Annotated in this window: 13 protein-coding genes; 12 read left to right on the top strand and 1 reads right to left on the bottom strand. The window is 49.6% G+C overall.

What is annotated here, in order from left to right:
- Nucleotides 1-25 precede the first annotated feature (25 nt).
- The 4 genes from pyk to JZI27_RS14270 all read left to right on the top strand — a co-directional run bounded on the left by pyk (nucleotide 26) and on the right by JZI27_RS14270 (nucleotide 5,682).
- Nucleotides 26-1,780, top strand: coding sequence for a pyruvate kinase (gene pyk / locus JZI27_RS14285; protein WP_251243748.1), 1,755 nt, complete (start codon nucleotides 26-28; stop codon nucleotides 1,778-1,780).
- A 353-nt stretch (nucleotides 1,781-2,133) separates the two neighbouring features.
- Entirely contained in the window at nucleotides 2,134-4,395 is a 2,262-nt protein-coding gene (nrdJ, locus tag JZI27_RS14280) for a ribonucleoside-triphosphate reductase, adenosylcobalamin-dependent (protein WP_122910485.1), read from the top strand.
- 396 nt (nucleotides 4,396-4,791) lie between these two features.
- On the top strand, nucleotides 4,792-5,223 hold the full coding sequence (locus tag JZI27_RS14275) for an acyl-CoA thioesterase (protein ID WP_122910486.1): 432 nt from the start codon (nucleotides 4,792-4,794) through the stop codon (nucleotides 5,221-5,223).
- 60 nt (nucleotides 5,224-5,283) lie between these two features.
- Nucleotides 5,284-5,682, top strand: coding sequence for an FxsA family protein (locus tag JZI27_RS14270; protein ID WP_481752812.1), 399 nt, complete (start codon nucleotides 5,284-5,286; stop codon nucleotides 5,680-5,682).
- Between the two features lie 83 nt (nucleotides 5,683-5,765).
- Here the strand turns inward: JZI27_RS14270 and ytvI are convergent, their stop codons facing one another.
- A complete protein-coding gene (gene ytvI / locus JZI27_RS14265; RefSeq protein WP_251243749.1) occupies nucleotides 5,766-6,890 on the bottom strand; it encodes a sporulation integral membrane protein YtvI in 1,125 nt (374 codons plus the stop codon).
- 428 nt (nucleotides 6,891-7,318) lie between these two features.
- On the opposite strand from ytvI, the gene citZ reads away from it, so the two are divergent.
- The 8 genes from citZ (at nucleotide 7,319) to JZI27_RS14225 (ending at nucleotide 16,466) form a co-directional block, all read left to right on the top strand.
- Nucleotides 7,319-8,431 carry a citrate synthase gene (gene citZ, locus JZI27_RS14260; protein WP_280207897.1) on the top strand — a complete coding sequence of 371 codons (1,113 nt, stop codon included), beginning with the start codon at nucleotides 7,319-7,321 and terminating at the stop codon, nucleotides 8,429-8,431.
- A 148-nt stretch (nucleotides 8,432-8,579) separates the two neighbouring features.
- Entirely contained in the window at nucleotides 8,580-9,863 is a 1,284-nt protein-coding gene (icd, locus tag JZI27_RS14255) for an NADP-dependent isocitrate dehydrogenase (RefSeq protein ID WP_122910489.1), read from the top strand.
- A 51-nt stretch (nucleotides 9,864-9,914) separates the two neighbouring features.
- Nucleotides 9,915-10,853 carry a malate dehydrogenase gene (gene mdh, locus JZI27_RS14250; protein WP_122910490.1) on the top strand — a complete coding sequence of 313 codons (939 nt, stop codon included), beginning with the start codon at nucleotides 9,915-9,917 and terminating at the stop codon, nucleotides 10,851-10,853.
- Nucleotides 10,854-11,007: 154 nt separating this feature from the next.
- Nucleotides 11,008-11,703, top strand: coding sequence for a response regulator transcription factor (locus JZI27_RS14245; RefSeq protein ID WP_122910491.1), 696 nt, complete (start codon nucleotides 11,008-11,010; stop codon nucleotides 11,701-11,703).
- 14 nt (nucleotides 11,704-11,717) lie between these two features.
- Nucleotides 11,718-13,505: a two-component system histidine kinase PnpS gene (gene pnpS / locus JZI27_RS14240; RefSeq protein WP_280207895.1), complete on the top strand. Its 1,788-nt coding sequence runs from the start codon at nucleotides 11,718-11,720 to the stop codon at nucleotides 13,503-13,505.
- Between the two features lie 63 nt (nucleotides 13,506-13,568).
- A complete protein-coding gene (gene phoU, locus JZI27_RS14235; RefSeq protein ID WP_122910493.1) occupies nucleotides 13,569-14,225 on the top strand; it encodes a phosphate signaling complex protein PhoU in 657 nt (218 codons plus the stop codon).
- Between the two features lie 153 nt (nucleotides 14,226-14,378).
- Nucleotides 14,379-15,467: a hypothetical protein gene (locus tag JZI27_RS14230; RefSeq protein ID WP_122910494.1), complete on the top strand. Its 1,089-nt coding sequence runs from the start codon at nucleotides 14,379-14,381 to the stop codon at nucleotides 15,465-15,467.
- 63 nt (nucleotides 15,468-15,530) lie between these two features.
- Entirely contained in the window at nucleotides 15,531-16,466 is a 936-nt protein-coding gene (locus JZI27_RS14225) for a VanW family protein (RefSeq protein WP_280207892.1), read from the top strand.
- Nucleotides 16,467-16,480 lie beyond the last annotated feature (14 nt).

The raw sequence follows: 16,480 nt of genomic DNA, 5'->3' as shown, positions 1-16,480 counted from the left end.
GGGAGCATAGAGGAGGCAGATTGTAATGTTGAGGAAGGCAAAAATTGTATGTACGATAGGACCCGCAAGCGAATCGGTTGAAACCTTGAAAAAGCTGATCCATGCAGGGATGAATGTGGCCCGGCTCAATTTTTCGCACGGTTCACATGAGGAACACGCTGCTCGGATCACCAATATCCGCCAGGCTGCAGAAGAGGCAGGGAAGCCGGTCGCGATCTTGCTCGATACCAAGGGGCCAGAAATCCGCACAGGTACGCTGTCCGTAGATGCAGTCGAGCTGGTCGAAGGAAACCGCATCGTACTGACAACAGAGGAAGTAGCAGGAACCGCTGAAAAAGTCTCCATTACTTATGACGAGCTGCCAGCAGATGTCGCTCCTGGTGACACCATTCTGATCGACGATGGTTTGATTGGGCTCACCGTCGATCAGGTTCACGACAAGGATATTGTCTGCCTGATCAAAAACGGCGGGACATTGAAAAGTAAAAAAGGCGTCAACGTGCCTGGAGTCAAAATCAACCTTCCAGGGATTACGGAGAAGGACGCTCAAGATATTGCATTTGGTATTGCACAGGGCGTTGATTTTATCGCGGCATCCTTTGTCCGCAAGGCTTCTGATATTCTGGAAATCCGTCAGATTCTCGAGCAGAGCAATGCTCGCATCGATATCATCGCCAAGATCGAAAACCAGGAAGGTGTAGACAACGTAGACGAAATCCTGGTTGTATCCGATGGGATCATGGTAGCGCGCGGTGACCTGGGTGTAGAAATCCCGGCAGAAGAAGTACCGCTCGTCCAGAAGCAGCTGATCAAAAAGTGTAATGAACTGGCCAAGCCGGTCATCACTGCGACACAAATGCTCGATTCCATGCAGCGCAACCCTCGTCCGACAAGAGCGGAGGCAAGCGACGTGGCCAACGCAATTTTTGACGGTACCGACGCGATCATGCTATCCGGGGAAACAGCAGCGGGCAAATATCCGGTAGAGTCGGTAGAAACGATGGACCGGATCGCCCTGCGCGCTGAGCAGGAGCTGAATTATAGAGAAATTCTCTACAAACAGGCGCAGCTGAAACAGGTGACTATCACGGATGCGATCAGCCAAGCGGTAGCCAATGCGGCGCTTGATCTGAATGCAGCAGCGATTATTACGGCAACAGAAAGCGGTCATACGGCGCGGATGGTGTCCAAGTTCCGTCCGAAAGCACCGATCGTAGCTGTCACTCCGCATGCGAGCGTAATCCGCCGTCTGTCGCTCGTAAACGGCGTCTATCCAGTTCTGGGGGAGATGGCTAATACAACGGACGAAATGCTGGACAGGTCTGTGCAGGAGTCGCTCCAGAGCGGCTACGTGCGTCATGGAGATCTGGTCGTGATCACAGCAGGAGTACCTGTTCGTGAGGTGGGAACGACCAATCTGATGAAGATTCACGTGATTGGAGATGTAGTGGCCAAAGGACAGGGGATTGGTCGCAAGGTCGTCACCGGCAAGGTCGTCATAGCCAGATCCGCTCAGGAAGCGCTGGAAAAGACGGAGGAAGGCTCTATTCTGGTCACCATCGGTACGGACTCCGATATGATCAAGGCGTTCGAAAAAGCAGGGGCAGTCATCACCGAAGAGGGTGGGCTCACCTCACATGCGGCGATTGTCGGTCTGAATTTAAACGTTCCTGTCATCTTGGGAGTGAACCTCGCTACCGAGATTTTGAAGGAAGGAACCGTGGTCACGGTTGATTCTGGCCGTGGACATATCTATTCGGGACATGCACGTGTGCTTTAGGTAGAAAGTATCATTTTTCATCCGAAAGAGAAGAAGGGTGACAATCGGTCATCCTTTTTTTCTTGGCCGTTTTGCTGCCTGTAGATCATGCATAGCAAAAGTTACCAGGGTACAACGGGGTATTTTAGCGGATGCATGCAGGCAGTGAATCTGGTAAAATCGTTCGGTAACTCTCAAAGGTTGAAAGAGTTAAACTAGTAAAAAGTACCTGATTTGTTGTCAAGCATTATTTTACTAGAGACACAACATATAGTGTTGTCGAAAATTATTGCGCACTATATATTGAGAAAGCTATTGAGTTTTCCGGGGAAAAAGAGTTAACTAGATAGTATAGATTTTAAGGAGGAACCGATATGCTGGCCACTGAGACGATTACCCCAACGCGTTTTCTAGGGGATGATTTTTTAGCGAAATACCCAGATTTTCCTTTGCATATGAGTCCATTGGGACAATTTGTTTACTACCGCACTTATTCCCGTTTTATTCCTGAGTTAGGTAGAAGAGAAACCTGGAAGGAAACATGCCGTCGCTCGGTGGATTACAATATCAAGCTTGCTTATCAGCACCTGAAAAAAATCGGGATGTATGCAGACATCCGCAAGCTGGAGGAAGAGGCAGAAGGATTGTTCGACAACATGTTCAACCTTCGTCAGTTTTTGTCTGGACGCACACTGTGGGTTGGGGGCGCGGAAAATGGCGTTGCCGATCTATACCCATTGGCGAACTTCAACTGCTCTTTCCTGAATATCCGATCCTGGGCTGATTTGGGCGACCTGTTTTATTTGTTGTTGGTTGGTACAGGTGTAGGCTTCAAGTGCACGAAGGAAATGGCTGCAGGCTTGAGTCCGATCCGCACCAATGTCACTCTGCTTTCTTCCGAGTACAAGCCCTTGCCAAAGCATCAGCGCCTGGAGCGTTCTGAGGTCAACGTACTGGACAACGGCTTTGCCAAAATTTACGTTGGGGACAGCAAGGAAGGCTGGGTAGAATCCCTTCGCCTTTACCTGGAAATCCTGACGGAAAAAGAATATGAAAATATCCATACCGTGAAAATTTCCTACAACAGTGTACGTCCAAAAGGTGAGCGCCTGAAGCGCTTCGGGGGTACTGCTAGCGGACATGAGCCACTTCGCGAAATGTTCGAAGGAATCGATAAAGTGTTGAAAAACCAGATTGATCAGCATCTGGAACCGATTGTGAGCGATGAAAAGGGCTACGGAAAAATCCGTCCGATACATATTCTCGATATCGGCAATCTGATTGGAGCGAATGTCGTGGTGGGCGGCGTGCGCCGAACTGCGGAAATCTTCCTCTTTGACCATGACGATTACGAGTGCATGATGGCCAAATACGGAATCAACGGCTTCTGGACAGATGAACAGCTGGCTCATCACCGCCGTGTAGGGGAATTGCTGGGCGAAAACAAACCGGTCTGGTTTGACACGATTCAAAAAGTTGGCGACGGCCGCAATGGTCTGGATCACCGCCGGATGTCCAACAACTCCATCGCATTCATGAAGCAGCCGTCCAAGGAGTTCCTGCATCTGGTATTTACACTGATGCAGCTGGAAGGGGAGCCAGGCTTCGTCAATCTGGAGGAAGCCAACCGTCGCCGTCCGAATGCAGAAGGTCTGAATCCTTGTGCGGAAATCCTGCTCGATTCTTACGGCGTCTGCAACCTGACGACTGTCAACCTCGTGGAATTCGTGAAGAAAAGCCCAGATGGCTCGCACTATCTGGATTTGGATGGTCTGTTGGAAGCACAGCGCAAATCAGCTCGTGCTGGCCTGCGCATGACGCTGGTGACGCTCGAACTGCCTCACTGGGATGTCGTGCAGCAGCGTGACCGCTTGCTCGGTACGTCGCTGACAGGGGTTAAAGATGCGCTTGCTACATTGGGCTACAGCGATGCACAGGAGCTTGAGCTCTTGCGTCTATTGGGTGATGCAGCGCGCGATGAAGCGGATCGTTACGCGTATGAGCTGCGCGTCAACTCGCCACTGCTGGTTACGACTGTCAAACCAGAGGGAACGCTCTCCCAGGTAGCAGGTGGCGTTTCCAGTGGACTGCACTGGTCGCACTCTCCGTATTATATTCGCCGTATCCGCATCAATGCTGAGGATCCGTTGGCAAAAGCGGTACAAGCCCTCGGCTGGACCGTGAATCCGGAAGTGGGAACACCGGGCGATACACATGAAGAACGGATGGCCAATGCACGTACCCTCGTTATTGACTTCCCGGTTTCTTCGGGTGCTAAGGAAACGAAGAATGAAGTAAGCGCGAAGCGTCAATTCGATACGTACTTCCGTTTCCAAAAAGAGTACACCGAGCACAACTCCTCCAACACCATTACCGTGCGTAAGGAAGAGTGGAGTGAAGTCGAAGACATCGTCTTTGACAACTGGGATAATTTTGTCGGCGTTTCCTTCCTGCAGTTGGATGGAGGAAACTACCAGCTCGCTCCGTACGAAGCATGCTCGAAGGAAGAGTATGAACAGCTGAAAGCTTCCATGAAGGCATTCGATCCTGCGATTCTGCAACAGTATGAAACAGGCCGCGATGCCGATCTGTCTACTGCTGAATCCTGCGAAGGCGGAGCTTGCCCGATTCGCTAAATACACGCTGTACAACATACAAGGGTGTTTCACAGATAGCTTGTCTATCTGCGGAGCACCTTTTTCTTGCCGTTTCGGTTTGATCCAGCCGCAGTGGAGGTCAGGAAACAGGAGAAAACGCTCCAGCTTCTTGGGCTACCTGCACAGGAGATTCACTGCCCGACTCCATGAAAAAAACGAAACCGCGTCCAAAGCAGCCGCCTCCAAGGAGCCTTTCAGGGGTGGACGCTTAAATGCGTGTTTCGTTTTTTTCACTCCGTCTCGGTGGGTACCCCAAAGATCTTCGCTTTTCTCTCTCCCACTACAGCATGGTTTACATTAAAAAGCGAACAGATCTTTTCATAGAACTGACAGGCTATGGTAAAATGAAAGTACAGAGAGAAAGGGGCGATCCAGTTGAGTCCGATCATCCATACCCACCAGTTGCGCGTCCGTTACGGAGAAACCGACCAGATGGGCGTCGTCTATCACACCAATTACCTGAACTGGTTTGAAGTAGGGCGTACAGAATTGATACGCCATGCAGGATTGACGTATCGACAACTCGAGGAAAAAGGCATGCTGCTCCCACTGACGGATGCAAGTCTTTCCTATAAAAAGCCAGCTAAATACGATGATGTGGTAGAGATTCGAACCACTGTCGCAGAAATCAGCCCGCTGCGTCTTACCTTCGCCTATGAAATTTATCGTCTGCCGGAGGAAGAGTTGCTCGTGACAGGCAAAACGATGCATGTCTTTACCAGTACAGACCTGAAGCCGATCCGATTGCCAAGATCGGAGCCAGAGGTTTATCAGTGGTTGGAGAGCCAGCATCGAGGAGAAGAATGACACGAAGAGTATCACCCTTTGCACGTACATGATTGATTCTGAATAAAAGGAGGGGATGCTATGCTGTTTCGCATCCTCATCGTCCTGTTCATCGTCGTTCCTGCCATAGAGATATGGGGATTGATCGCGGTTGGGAAGGTCATCGGCGGATGGAGTACGGTGGCATTGGTTATCCTGACAGGTATTGTTGGCGCTTGGCTCGCCAAGCAGCAAGGACTTCAGGTATTCCGGCTGGTGCAGCTGCAGCTCTCCCGCGGACAAATGCCGACCGAAACCTTAATGGATGGAGTGCTGGTGCTCATCGGCGGCATCATGCTGCTGGCACCCGGATTCTTCAGTGACGTCTTCGGTCTGATCCTGCTGATCCCATACACTCGCATGATCATACGTCACCTTTTGAAGCTGTGGCTGTGGAGATTGATTTCTTCAGGAAGAATCCAGTTCTTTTTTCGCAGATAGACTAAGACAACATGAAAAACCGCTTGAACCAACTACATGCATTGGTCAAGCGGTTTTTTGCAAGTTTGTAGAGTTTGTAGACATCAGCCTGACTTGATATATCGCCATACATCAGAGAAAACATCAGCCTTCACCAAGGCATTGATCAGCACGAGTGCGACAGGTCCGATAATCAAGCCCAAAAATCCAAACAATTGCAAGCCCACAAAAAGCGCAACGAGGGTCAGCAATGGATCAAGCCCGACGTTTTCAGCAACGACTTTTGGTTCGATGACCTGGCGGAAAATGAGCACGACACCGTAGAGAATGGACAAGCCGATGACGAGGCTGTAGTTTCCTTTAAAAAAGAGGTAGATGATCCAGGGCACAAATACCGTACCTGTTCCCAGATAAGGCAGGAGGTCGACAAGTCCTGTAATCAGTCCGATCGTGATCGCGTAGTTGACGTCCAGAATCAAAAGCCCGATGATGACGATCGCGGCTGTCAGGGAGATCAAGGTAATCTGTGCTTTTATGAAACCGACCAGTGCACCCTTCAGATCGTTGAGGACTTGATCCAGACGGCTGTTTACCCCATTGGGCAAAACCCGCTGAAAGCGTTTTTTCCAAACATAGAAGTCCTTGGAGATAAAGAAGGCACCAATCAGAGAAATCACGGATACCGTCGCCATATTTGGCAGTGAGACGATCAAATTCTTCAGCCCGTTCAGGAAAGCGACGACCCAATCCTGTGCAGTCTGGGTGATCGAGGAGATCCCGCTTTGGATGGTACTGTCAACCTTGTTCTTAAACTCCGGGTCCAGATGAGTGTACATCCATTGTATCTGATCGTATAGCCCCATGAGGAAATCCTGCGAAATCGTTCGTTGCAGGTATTCTCCCAATTCTTTCGTGACGCCTGGAAGTAGTTTGGCAAGCTCATTGATCTCACTGACCGTCTGAGTCACGATCAACGTCGCAGCTCCAATCATCAGCAGCATCAGCACGAGCAAAGCCAGAATCACCGACAACCAGCGGGGAAACCTGAATTTTGCCGTCATAAAATTGACAGGACGATTGATCAGGAGCGCAATGAGTAAAGCAAATATAAATGGGTAAAGTAAGGGTGTTCCGAACTTAAAGAGCAAAAAGCCTGCGTAGATAACAAAGCAAATCCATAGAAAACGAATGATTTGAAACAAGCGTTCCAACCAGTTTTCTCGGTTCAAGAGTGCTCTCCTCTCTGACAATTGTGCCGATGGTATGTACCTATTTTCTATTATGCAGCAAGCGGGTTATAACGGGCAAGTTATGCCGAAAAACAAAACTAAGTTTCACCCTTTGAAACATTTTTTCGCTTACCTTATTCACAAAATCGCAATAATCTTTTATAATTGGGTCGAATTAAGGTGGATTCTGTAACTCGCCATGCGAAAGTGGAACGTTGCCATATGGTCTTCTTTTCCCTTGCCCTGACTGAGAGAGAAATAAGGTCAGGAAAGGATTTGCGTGGAATACATTCCCAGACATGAGTGGTGGGTGAAAGAAACCGCTGCTTACAATTTCATAGAACCGTTTTAGACTGTTTTACCGGTCATCGGGACAAGCGAGGACTGGAAAAGCATTACTACTCGAGTGGAAAAGGAGAGGGAATTCTATGACAGCTACCCGTGGACTGGAAGGCGTTGTTGCCGCTCAATCTTCAATCTGTTCGATCGTTGATGGTGTTCTCTGTTATGGCGGTATCAACATCGATGAATTGGCAGAACACGCAACCTTTGAAGAGGTTGTCTACCTACTCTGGCATGGAGCGCTACCGAAGCGTGATCAGCTGGAAACATTACAAAAGCAACTGGGTGAAGCTGCGGCTGTTCCAGCGGAAGTTCTGGAAGGCATCCGCAACTATCCACAAGGTGTTCACCCAATGGCAGCATTGCGCACAGCTGTCTCTTCGTTAGCTCTCTACGACTCAGAAGCACAGGTCATGACTACTGAGGCTAACTACCGCAAGTCAATTCGATTGATGGCACAAACTCCAACCCTGATCGCTGCTTTTGCTCGTATGCGCAAAGGTCTGGAGCCAGTTGCTCCAAAAGCGAACTACACCATCGCACAGAATTTCCTGTACATGCTGACTGGTGAAGAGCCAACTGAAACAGCTGTGAAAGCGTTCAACGTTGCTTTGATCCTGCACGCTGACCACGAGTTCAACGCATCTACTTTTGCAGCTCGTGTAACCGTTGCCACGCTGACTGATATCTACTCCGGTATCGTATCTGCTATTGGCACGCTGAAAGGTCCTTTGCACGGTGGAGCAAATGAGGCAGTAGCTGCTATGCTGACTGAAATCGGTTCCCTCGACAAAGTGGAAGGCTACGTACGTCAAAAGCTGGACAACAAAGACAAGATTATGGGCTTCGGACATCGCGTCTACAAAGATGGCGATCCACGCGCCAAATGGCTGAAACAAATGTCCAAAGAACTGACTGCACAAATCGGTCGTCCTGAGCTGTACGAGATGTCTGTTAAAATCGATGACATGGTAACAGGTGAAAAAGGCCTGAAACCAAACGTTGATTTCTACTCCGCATCCGTATACATCTCTCTCGGACTGGAAATCGATCTGTTCACTCCAATTTTTGCGATCAGCCGCATGTCTGGATGGACAGCACATATTATGGAACAGTATGAAAACAATCGTCTGATCCGTCCTCGCGCTGATTACACTGGCCCGGTCAACCAGCATTACGTGCCAATCGACCGCCGCTAAACATTGCTATTCCGAGCGTGGTGACAGGTGTATATGCATGGCACATACACCTCGTGGCGAAAGCTTGAGAACTACCACTGGCATGTGGTAGTTCTCCTACGTCTGGAAATATTTCTAATACCTACTTTCTTATTTGGAGGGATTCTCTGTGTTTAAAAACTTGTCGCAACCGACTGCTGGTGAGAAAATCACCGTAGACAATGGAAAACTGGTAGTTCCAAACAATCCGATCATTCCTTTTATCGAGGGTGACGGTACGGGTCCTGACATCTGGAAAGCGTCTGTTCGCGTTCTCGATGCAGCTGTAGAAAAAGCTTACAAAGGCGAGAAAAAAATCGCTTGGTTCGAAGTATTCGCGGGCGAAAAATCCTTCAACCAATACAATGAGTGGCTGCCAGAAGATACCCTGACTGCTGTTCGTGAATACCTGATCGCGATCAAAGGTCCTCTGACTACTCCAGTTGGCGGCGGTATCCGCTCCATCAACGTAGCTCTGCGTCAAGAGCTGGACCTGTATGCTTGCGTACGTCCAGTCCAATACTTCGACGGTGTACCATCCCCTGTGAAACACCCAGAGCTGACTGACATGGTGATCTTCCGTGAGAACACTGAAGACATCTACGCAGGTGTAGAGTGGGCTGAAGGCACTCCAGAAGTGAAAAAAGTAATCGACTTCCTGCAAAACGAAATGGGCGTGAAGAAAATCCGCTTCCCGGAAACATCCGGTATCGGTATCAAGCCTGTATCCAAAGATGGTACAGAGCGTCTGGTTCGCGCTGCTATCAACTACGCGATCGACAACAACCGCAAATCCGTAACATTGGTACACAAAGGAAACATCATGAAGTTTACCGAAGGCGCGTTCAAAAGCTGGGGTTATGCAGTGGCTGAAGCTGAATACGGCGACAAAGTATTCACTTGGGCACAATACGACCGCATCAAAGCTGAAGGCGGAGACGCTGACAAAGCACAAAAAGAAGCGGAAGCAGCTGGCAAAATCATCGTAAAAGACGTGATTGCTGACGCGTTCCTGCAACAAATCCTGACTCGTCCAGCTGAGTACGATGTCGTAGCAACCCTGAACCTGAACGGTGACTACATCTCTGACGCACTGGCTGCTCAAGTAGGCGGAATCGGTATCGCTCCTGGTGCCAACATCAACTACCTGACCGGACATGCGATCTTTGAAGCAACACACGGTACTGCTCCTAAATACGCTGGCCTGGACAAAGTAAACCCATCCTCCGTGATTCTTTCCGGAGAAATGATGCTGCGTCACCTGGGCTGGAACGAAGCAGCTGACCTGATCATCAACTCCATGGAAAAAACCATCTCCGCGAAAACCGTTACTTACGATTTCGCTCGTCTGATGGAAGGCGCATCTGAGCTGAAATGCTCCGAGTTCGCTGATGCTTTGATCAACAACATGTAAGTTCCGCTTGACAAGACGCATCGATTACTAAGATTTTGGAGGGGATTGAAAATGGCTTTCCAACGTAAAAAAATCGCGGTTATCGGTAGTGGCTTCACCGGAGCAACAACAGCATTTATCTTGGGTCAAAAAGAACTGGGTGACGTCGTACTGGTTGACATCCCTCAATTGGAAAACCCAACAAAAGGGAAAGCACTGGATATGATGGAATCCTCGCCTGTACTGGGCTTCGATGCCAACATTACAGGTACTTCCAACTACGCAGACATCAAGGATGCCGATCTGGTTATCATTACGGCAGGGATTGCCCGCAAGCCTGGCATGTCCCGCGATGATTTGGTGAACACCAACGCCGGCATCATGCGTTCTGTGGCGGAGCAAGTAAAAACTTATGCACCAAACTCCATTGTCATCGTACTGTCCAACCCGGTTGATGCCATGACCTACACCTTCTTTAGGACCTCCGGCTTCCCGAAAGAGCGCGTGATCGGTCAATCCGGCGTGCTTGATACGGCTCGTTTCCGTACCTTTGTGGCGATGGAGCTGAACGTATCCGTAGAAGACGTAACGGGATTTGTACTGGGTGGTCACGGGGATGACATGGTTCCATTGGTTCGCTACTCCTATGCGGGCGGTATTCCACTGGAAAAACTGATCTCTCAAGATCGTCTGGATGCCATCGTGGAACGCACGCGCAAAGGCGGCGGAGAGATCGTGAACCTGCTGGGCAACGGCTCTGCCTACTATGCGCCAGCGGCTTCTCTGGTACAGATGGCGGAAGCGATCCTGAAAGACAAAAGACGTATTCTGCCTTCCATTGCACTCTTGCAGGGCGAATACGGCTACAACGATCTCTACCTCGGGGTACCAACCCTGTTGGGTGGAAATGGGATTGAAAAAATCATCGAGCTGGAACTCACAGCAGATGAAAAAGCAGCTCTCGACAAGTCTGCTGACTCGGTACGCAATGTAATGGCTGTATTGAAATAAGCAAAAGTACCAAACCTAAGGACGTCCTTCTTTTGGAGGGGCGTCCTTTTCCATTTCGGCCCATATCCGTGCATCTTTACAAAAAAATTACTTGTCTTCCTTCGACCCAATTGGCAGACTGAAGATGACATCGGCAATCTAGGGGGAAAACCGGATGACAAAAATATTAGTCGTAGACGACGAAGTATCCATTGTGAAGCTATTACAATTTAATTTAGAAAAATCGGGCTTTGAAGTGGTGACCGCCTTCGACGGAAAGCAAGCACTGGAGGCAGTGAAGAGTGAACAGCCTGATTTTATTATTCTGGATCTGATGCTGCCAAAGCTGGATGGGATGGATGTATGCAAAACACTGCGGCAGGAACGCAACCAGACACCGATTCTGATGCTGACAGCGAAGGACGATGAGCTGGACAAAATCCTCGGTCTGGAGCTTGGGGCGGATGATTACTTGACGAAGCCTTTCAGCCCACGTGAGGTGATCGCGAGGGTAAAGGCCATCCTGCGTCGCATCCAGGCCACACCAGAGGCCGCGACAGCGCCGGAGCATATGGTCATCTCGATGGGAGACATCCGCATTTATCCGGAAAAATACGAGGTGTACCGTCAGGAGGAGAAAGTCGAGCTGACTCCCAAGGAATTTGAACTCCTGCATTATTTGGCGAGTCATCAAGGTCGAGTTTTGACCCGCGATCAATTGCTCAATGCTGTATGGAATTACGATTTCATTGGGGACTCACGCATTGTTGACGTTCATGTCAGCCACCTGCGGGAGAAGCTGGAGGATGACACAAAAAATCCGCGCTATATCAAAACCGTACGCGGTCTGGGATATAAGTTGGAAGGATAACAGGAGGCCTTACATTGACTCGCTTTCGCATGAAATTGACCTTGACGATCCTAGGCTTGATATCCCTGGTCTTGCTTTTGATGGGCGTCTATTTTGCCAAGGTATTGGAGAATTCCTATCTCCAGTCACTTCATGAGCTTCTGTACCGGGAATCCAGGCTGCTAGCACAGGTGGTTCGATTTCCAGAGGTGTTTTCACACCAAGGCAACCTGGCGAATCAGGTAGAGCAGATCGCGCCTACAGAAGAAGTACGGGTCACTGTAATCAACAACGACGGTAGTGTATTGTACGACAGCTATTCGACTGCACGAGGAATGGAAAACCACCTGGACCGTCCCGAGTTTCGCATGGCATTGCTAGGAGAGACGGGAATGTCTCGGCGATTCAGTGAGACGCTGGGCGAGGACATGATGTATGTCGCAGTTCCTGTGCAGCAGGATGGCAAGACCATCGGAGCGGTGCGTTCGGCAATGTCCATGCGAGATATTACCGATACGATACACAACATGTGGTACAGCCTGCTGACTGGCCTTTTGGTTACGCTGGTGATCGGCTCCATCGTCGTTTCCCGCATTTCTTTTTCCATCATTCGACCGATTGAAGAGATTACCCGTGTAGCTCGCAATATTACTCAGCGTCAGTTTGAAAGCAGGGTACGGATCAAAGCAAAGGACGAGATCGGTCAGCTGGCTGGCGCCATTAACTTCATGGCATCCAGCCTGGAACAGCAAATGTACGAGATCTCCGAAAACCAGCAGCGCCTCTCCGGAGTGTTGAACAACATGACGAGCGGTGTGATTTTCATCACGGAGCATCGACGGATCATGCTGGTCAATCCAGCTGTAGAAAAGCTTCTGGGCACGCCTGGACATGACGTGGTAGGCAAGCTGCACATCGAGGCAGGCAAAAGCTTTGGGCTCAGCCAGTACATTGACCGTTGCCTGGACAAAAAAGAGAAATTTCGCCAGGAGGTCCACATCTATTACCCGCAGGAGCGCATCCTCGACGTCAATTTTGCACCGTATATCAATTTCAAAGGGGAGTCCAAAGGGGTAGTAGTCGTCCTTCACGACATCACCGAGATTCGGCGTCTGGAGAAAATGCGAAGTGACTTTGTTGCCAATGTTTCGCATGAGCTACGAACCCCGATAACGTCGATCAAAGGATTTACGGAAACGCTCCTGGATGGGGCGATGCAGGACGAGGAGACATGTCGGAACTTTTTGCAGATTATTTCCGATGAAAGTGAGCGGCTGTATCGGATGATTCGCGACATTCTCGACTTGTCCAAGATCGAGCAAAGGAGAATACCGCTGCAAAAGGAACAAGTGCACGTACAGGATGTGATTACGTCAGCAGTTGCGATTGTCAACGATACGGCACAACGTAAGAATCTGACGATCACGCTGCCCGGCACCAAGCCTGATATCTGGCTGATGACAGACAGGGATTGCTTGCAGCAAATCATCCTCAACCTGCTGGCCAATGCAGTCGCCTATACGCCAGAAAACGGCTCGGTCACGATCTTGACCGAAGTGACCCACCAGCAGCTGCGGTTACAAGTGATCGATACAGGAATCGGCATACCAGAGTCTGACTTATCGCGTATCTTCGAGCGTTTCTATCGCGTAGATAAAGCTCGCAGCCGCGATTCGGGCGGAACTGGCTTGGGTCTTGCGATCGTCAAGCATCTGGTAGACAATCTCAACGGACAGATTTTTGTTGACAGTGTAGAAGGCAGAGGAACGACGTTTACCATCCTCTTGCCTGGCGTTGAAAAATTTACGGAAAGATTACAGTAGCTTCATCTGTCCTAGATAATTGGCGTATACATTTGTGTTGAGAGCTGACGAGGGGGAAATAGGATGACACGGTACGCCTTTGAAGAGCAAATGGACGTTCTGCATCGCAAAATGATGACAATGGGCTCGCTTGTGGAAGAAGCCATCCACAAATCCATTAAAAGTCTGGTGGAAAGAGACGTTCAATTGGCTGAGCAGGTCATTGTCAATGATAAAATGATTAACGAGTTGGAACACGAGATTCAGAGTGGCTGCTTTCAACTGATTGCGCTGCAGCAGCCAGTCGGCAATGATTTGCGTCGCCTGGGCACCATGCTGAAGCTGGTGACCGATTTGGAGAGAATGGGAGATCATGCTGTTTCAATTGCAAAGACAACGAAACGCTTGATGAACGAGGAGTACGTCAAGCCGCTGATCGATATTCCGCTGATGGCGGGTCACGTCAAAGAGATGGTGCGTGATTCGTTGAATGCCTATATTGCTCGCGACAAGGAAGCAGCTGAGCAAATTGCATTGCGCGATGATGTCGTCGACAAGCTGTATTCGACTGTTTTCCGTGATCTTGTTGCACTCATGACCAAGAACAGCGACTCGATTTCACAAGCCACACATCTTTTGCTGGTGGCGCAGTATCTCGAACGCATCGCAGACCACGTGACCAATATCTGTGAGTGGATCATTTACATGTCCACCGGAAAAATGACGGATTTGAATAAGTAAATTCATTTGAAAAAGTCGCAGCTAAAAAGTCGCGGCTTTTTCTTTTTTGTCCTTTGACCGAGAATTACTGGCTAAGACAGACGCCCATCGTCCGCGTCCTGCATAGGATAAAGCGAACTGAAATGTGTAAGACAAAGCAGTGGAGGGATTGCGATGACGACAGCAGAACGCCATATTTACGCGGCGGGCAACACAGCCAGAGGGTATCGAACATTGTACGATTCGGTGCTCGCGGGATTGGACCGCATTTACTTGCTGACAGGGGTCGTGGAGGGCATTACGTCTGGCTTGATAGAGACAATGGGAAAAGAGCTAGCCAAGAAAACACATCAGGTGGAATGGATTCATTCCCCTTTTATGAATGGGCAGTATGATGGCATCGTATTTCCAGAGCTAAAGGTAGCGATCATGGATTACAGCTATCCGCGCATCTGGAGGCCGCAGGGACCGGGCGTCAAAGAGATCCAGGTAAACCTGCAGACGGCGTTGATTCCAGATAAGCTTGCGCCATACAAGGATAAGATCGCAGGCTGGTACGAGAAGATTTTTGCCTACGACCAGCAAGCGTACACAGCATATGGAGAAGCCTTGCGCATTCACGATGACTGGGAGGCGATCTACATTTCCAATCTGGACCCTCAAGCGGCTAACCAGATCACAGAAGAAGTCAAGGAGCTGTTCTTCGGCCAAGGAAGCCTGCCCAAGGAATCCCGTGTACGCCGCATGTATCTCGGAGCTGCGACGCCAGCAGGCCCGGTAGATCATATCATGAAGCTGACTGATCAACTGGATAAGCGGTATTTTATCAAAGGAAGACCGGGGTCTGGGAAATCCACGATGCTCAAAAAGCTGGTGGAGGAAGCGGTCAAAAACGGCATGGACGTCGAAGTCTATCACTGTGGATTGGACCCGCACAGTCTGGACATGGTGATCCTGCCGGAGAAAAGTGTGGCTATTTTCGACAGCACCGCGCCCCATGAGTATTTCCCGAGCAAGGAGACAGACGAGGTCATCGATATGTACGCACGCGCGATAACTCCTGGCACGGACGAGAAATACAGCGATCAAATCCACCAAATCAAGACCCGTTATACGCAAAAAGTAAAAGAGGCCAACGCCTATCTCGTAGATGCCAAGGATCTGCGCGAGCAATTGAATGCCGCGTACTGGGATGCGACGGATCAGACGAGGCTAAGAGCGATAGGTCAGGCCATCCTGAGCGTGCTGGCCCGCAACAATTGAATCGATAGTCTCGCATGAAACCCGTTTGACTGCTCATACTACTGGAAGGAGGTGAGCAGTTGGATGGGTTTCGTTTTGACTTTGGCTCTGCTATTCATGATCACGCCCTTGGAGCCTGCTGATTTCTTATCCATAGAGATGGGCGAGGAGACGGTGGCGATTCTGGATCGTGATGACTACACCCTGCCCTTCTCCGGGGTTCCGCTTGTGGATGAAGAGCGATTGGAGCGGGTGGTTGAAAAAGTGGAAAAGCTGGCGTATCGAGAGCCGATCAATGCCACAATCAGTGATGGCGGCAAGATCCTGCCAGAGAAAAAGGGGCGAAAGCTGAATCGCGCTGTATTTCTTCAACAGGTTTATGATTACTATTACGGCACTGGTGCCAAGGAGTTAAACGTAACCTACCTGGAGGTTTACCCAAAAGTAGACCAGGCGCTGCTCTCACAAGTACGGAAAAAAGTGATTGGTCAGTACATCACTTATTTTAATTCCGGCAATAAAAACCGCTCTCATAATATTATGCTTGCTTCCAAAGCCATCAACAATTACGTCGTGTTGCCGGGCGAGAATTATTCCTTTAACAAAGTCGTGGGCAAGCGGACAAAAGCAAAAGGGTATTTGCAGGCACCTGTCATCGTACGGGGAGAGCTTTCCGAGGGGATCGGCGGAGGGATCTGCCAGGTCTCATCGACTTTGTTCAATGCAGTGGACAAGGCAGGATTACATATATTGCAGCGCTATTCACATAGTCGCGATGTCGCCTATGTGCCATCGGGACGGGATGCCACAGTGAGCTGGTATGGACCTGATTTTGTCTTTCAAAACAAATATGCGTACCCAGTCTTGATCCGGGCACATTCGAGTTACGGACAAATGTACGTTTCCGTGCATTCCTTTCCAGAGATCGAATACGAGCCAAGATACGTGCCGAGCGTCCGCAATCAAACACCAGAGGAAGGTCCGGCAAGTCCGGATTTTCTCGAACCAAGTAATCCTTAATGAATACTTTGTTT

The organism is Brevibacillus sp. AY1, from assembly GCF_029870785.1.
Taxonomy (GTDB): Bacteria; Bacillota; Bacilli; order Brevibacillales; family Brevibacillaceae; genus Brevibacillus; species Brevibacillus invocatus.
The sequence above is the reverse complement of the archived record's forward strand: the minus strand, read 5'-3'. Positions and strand labels throughout refer to the sequence as shown.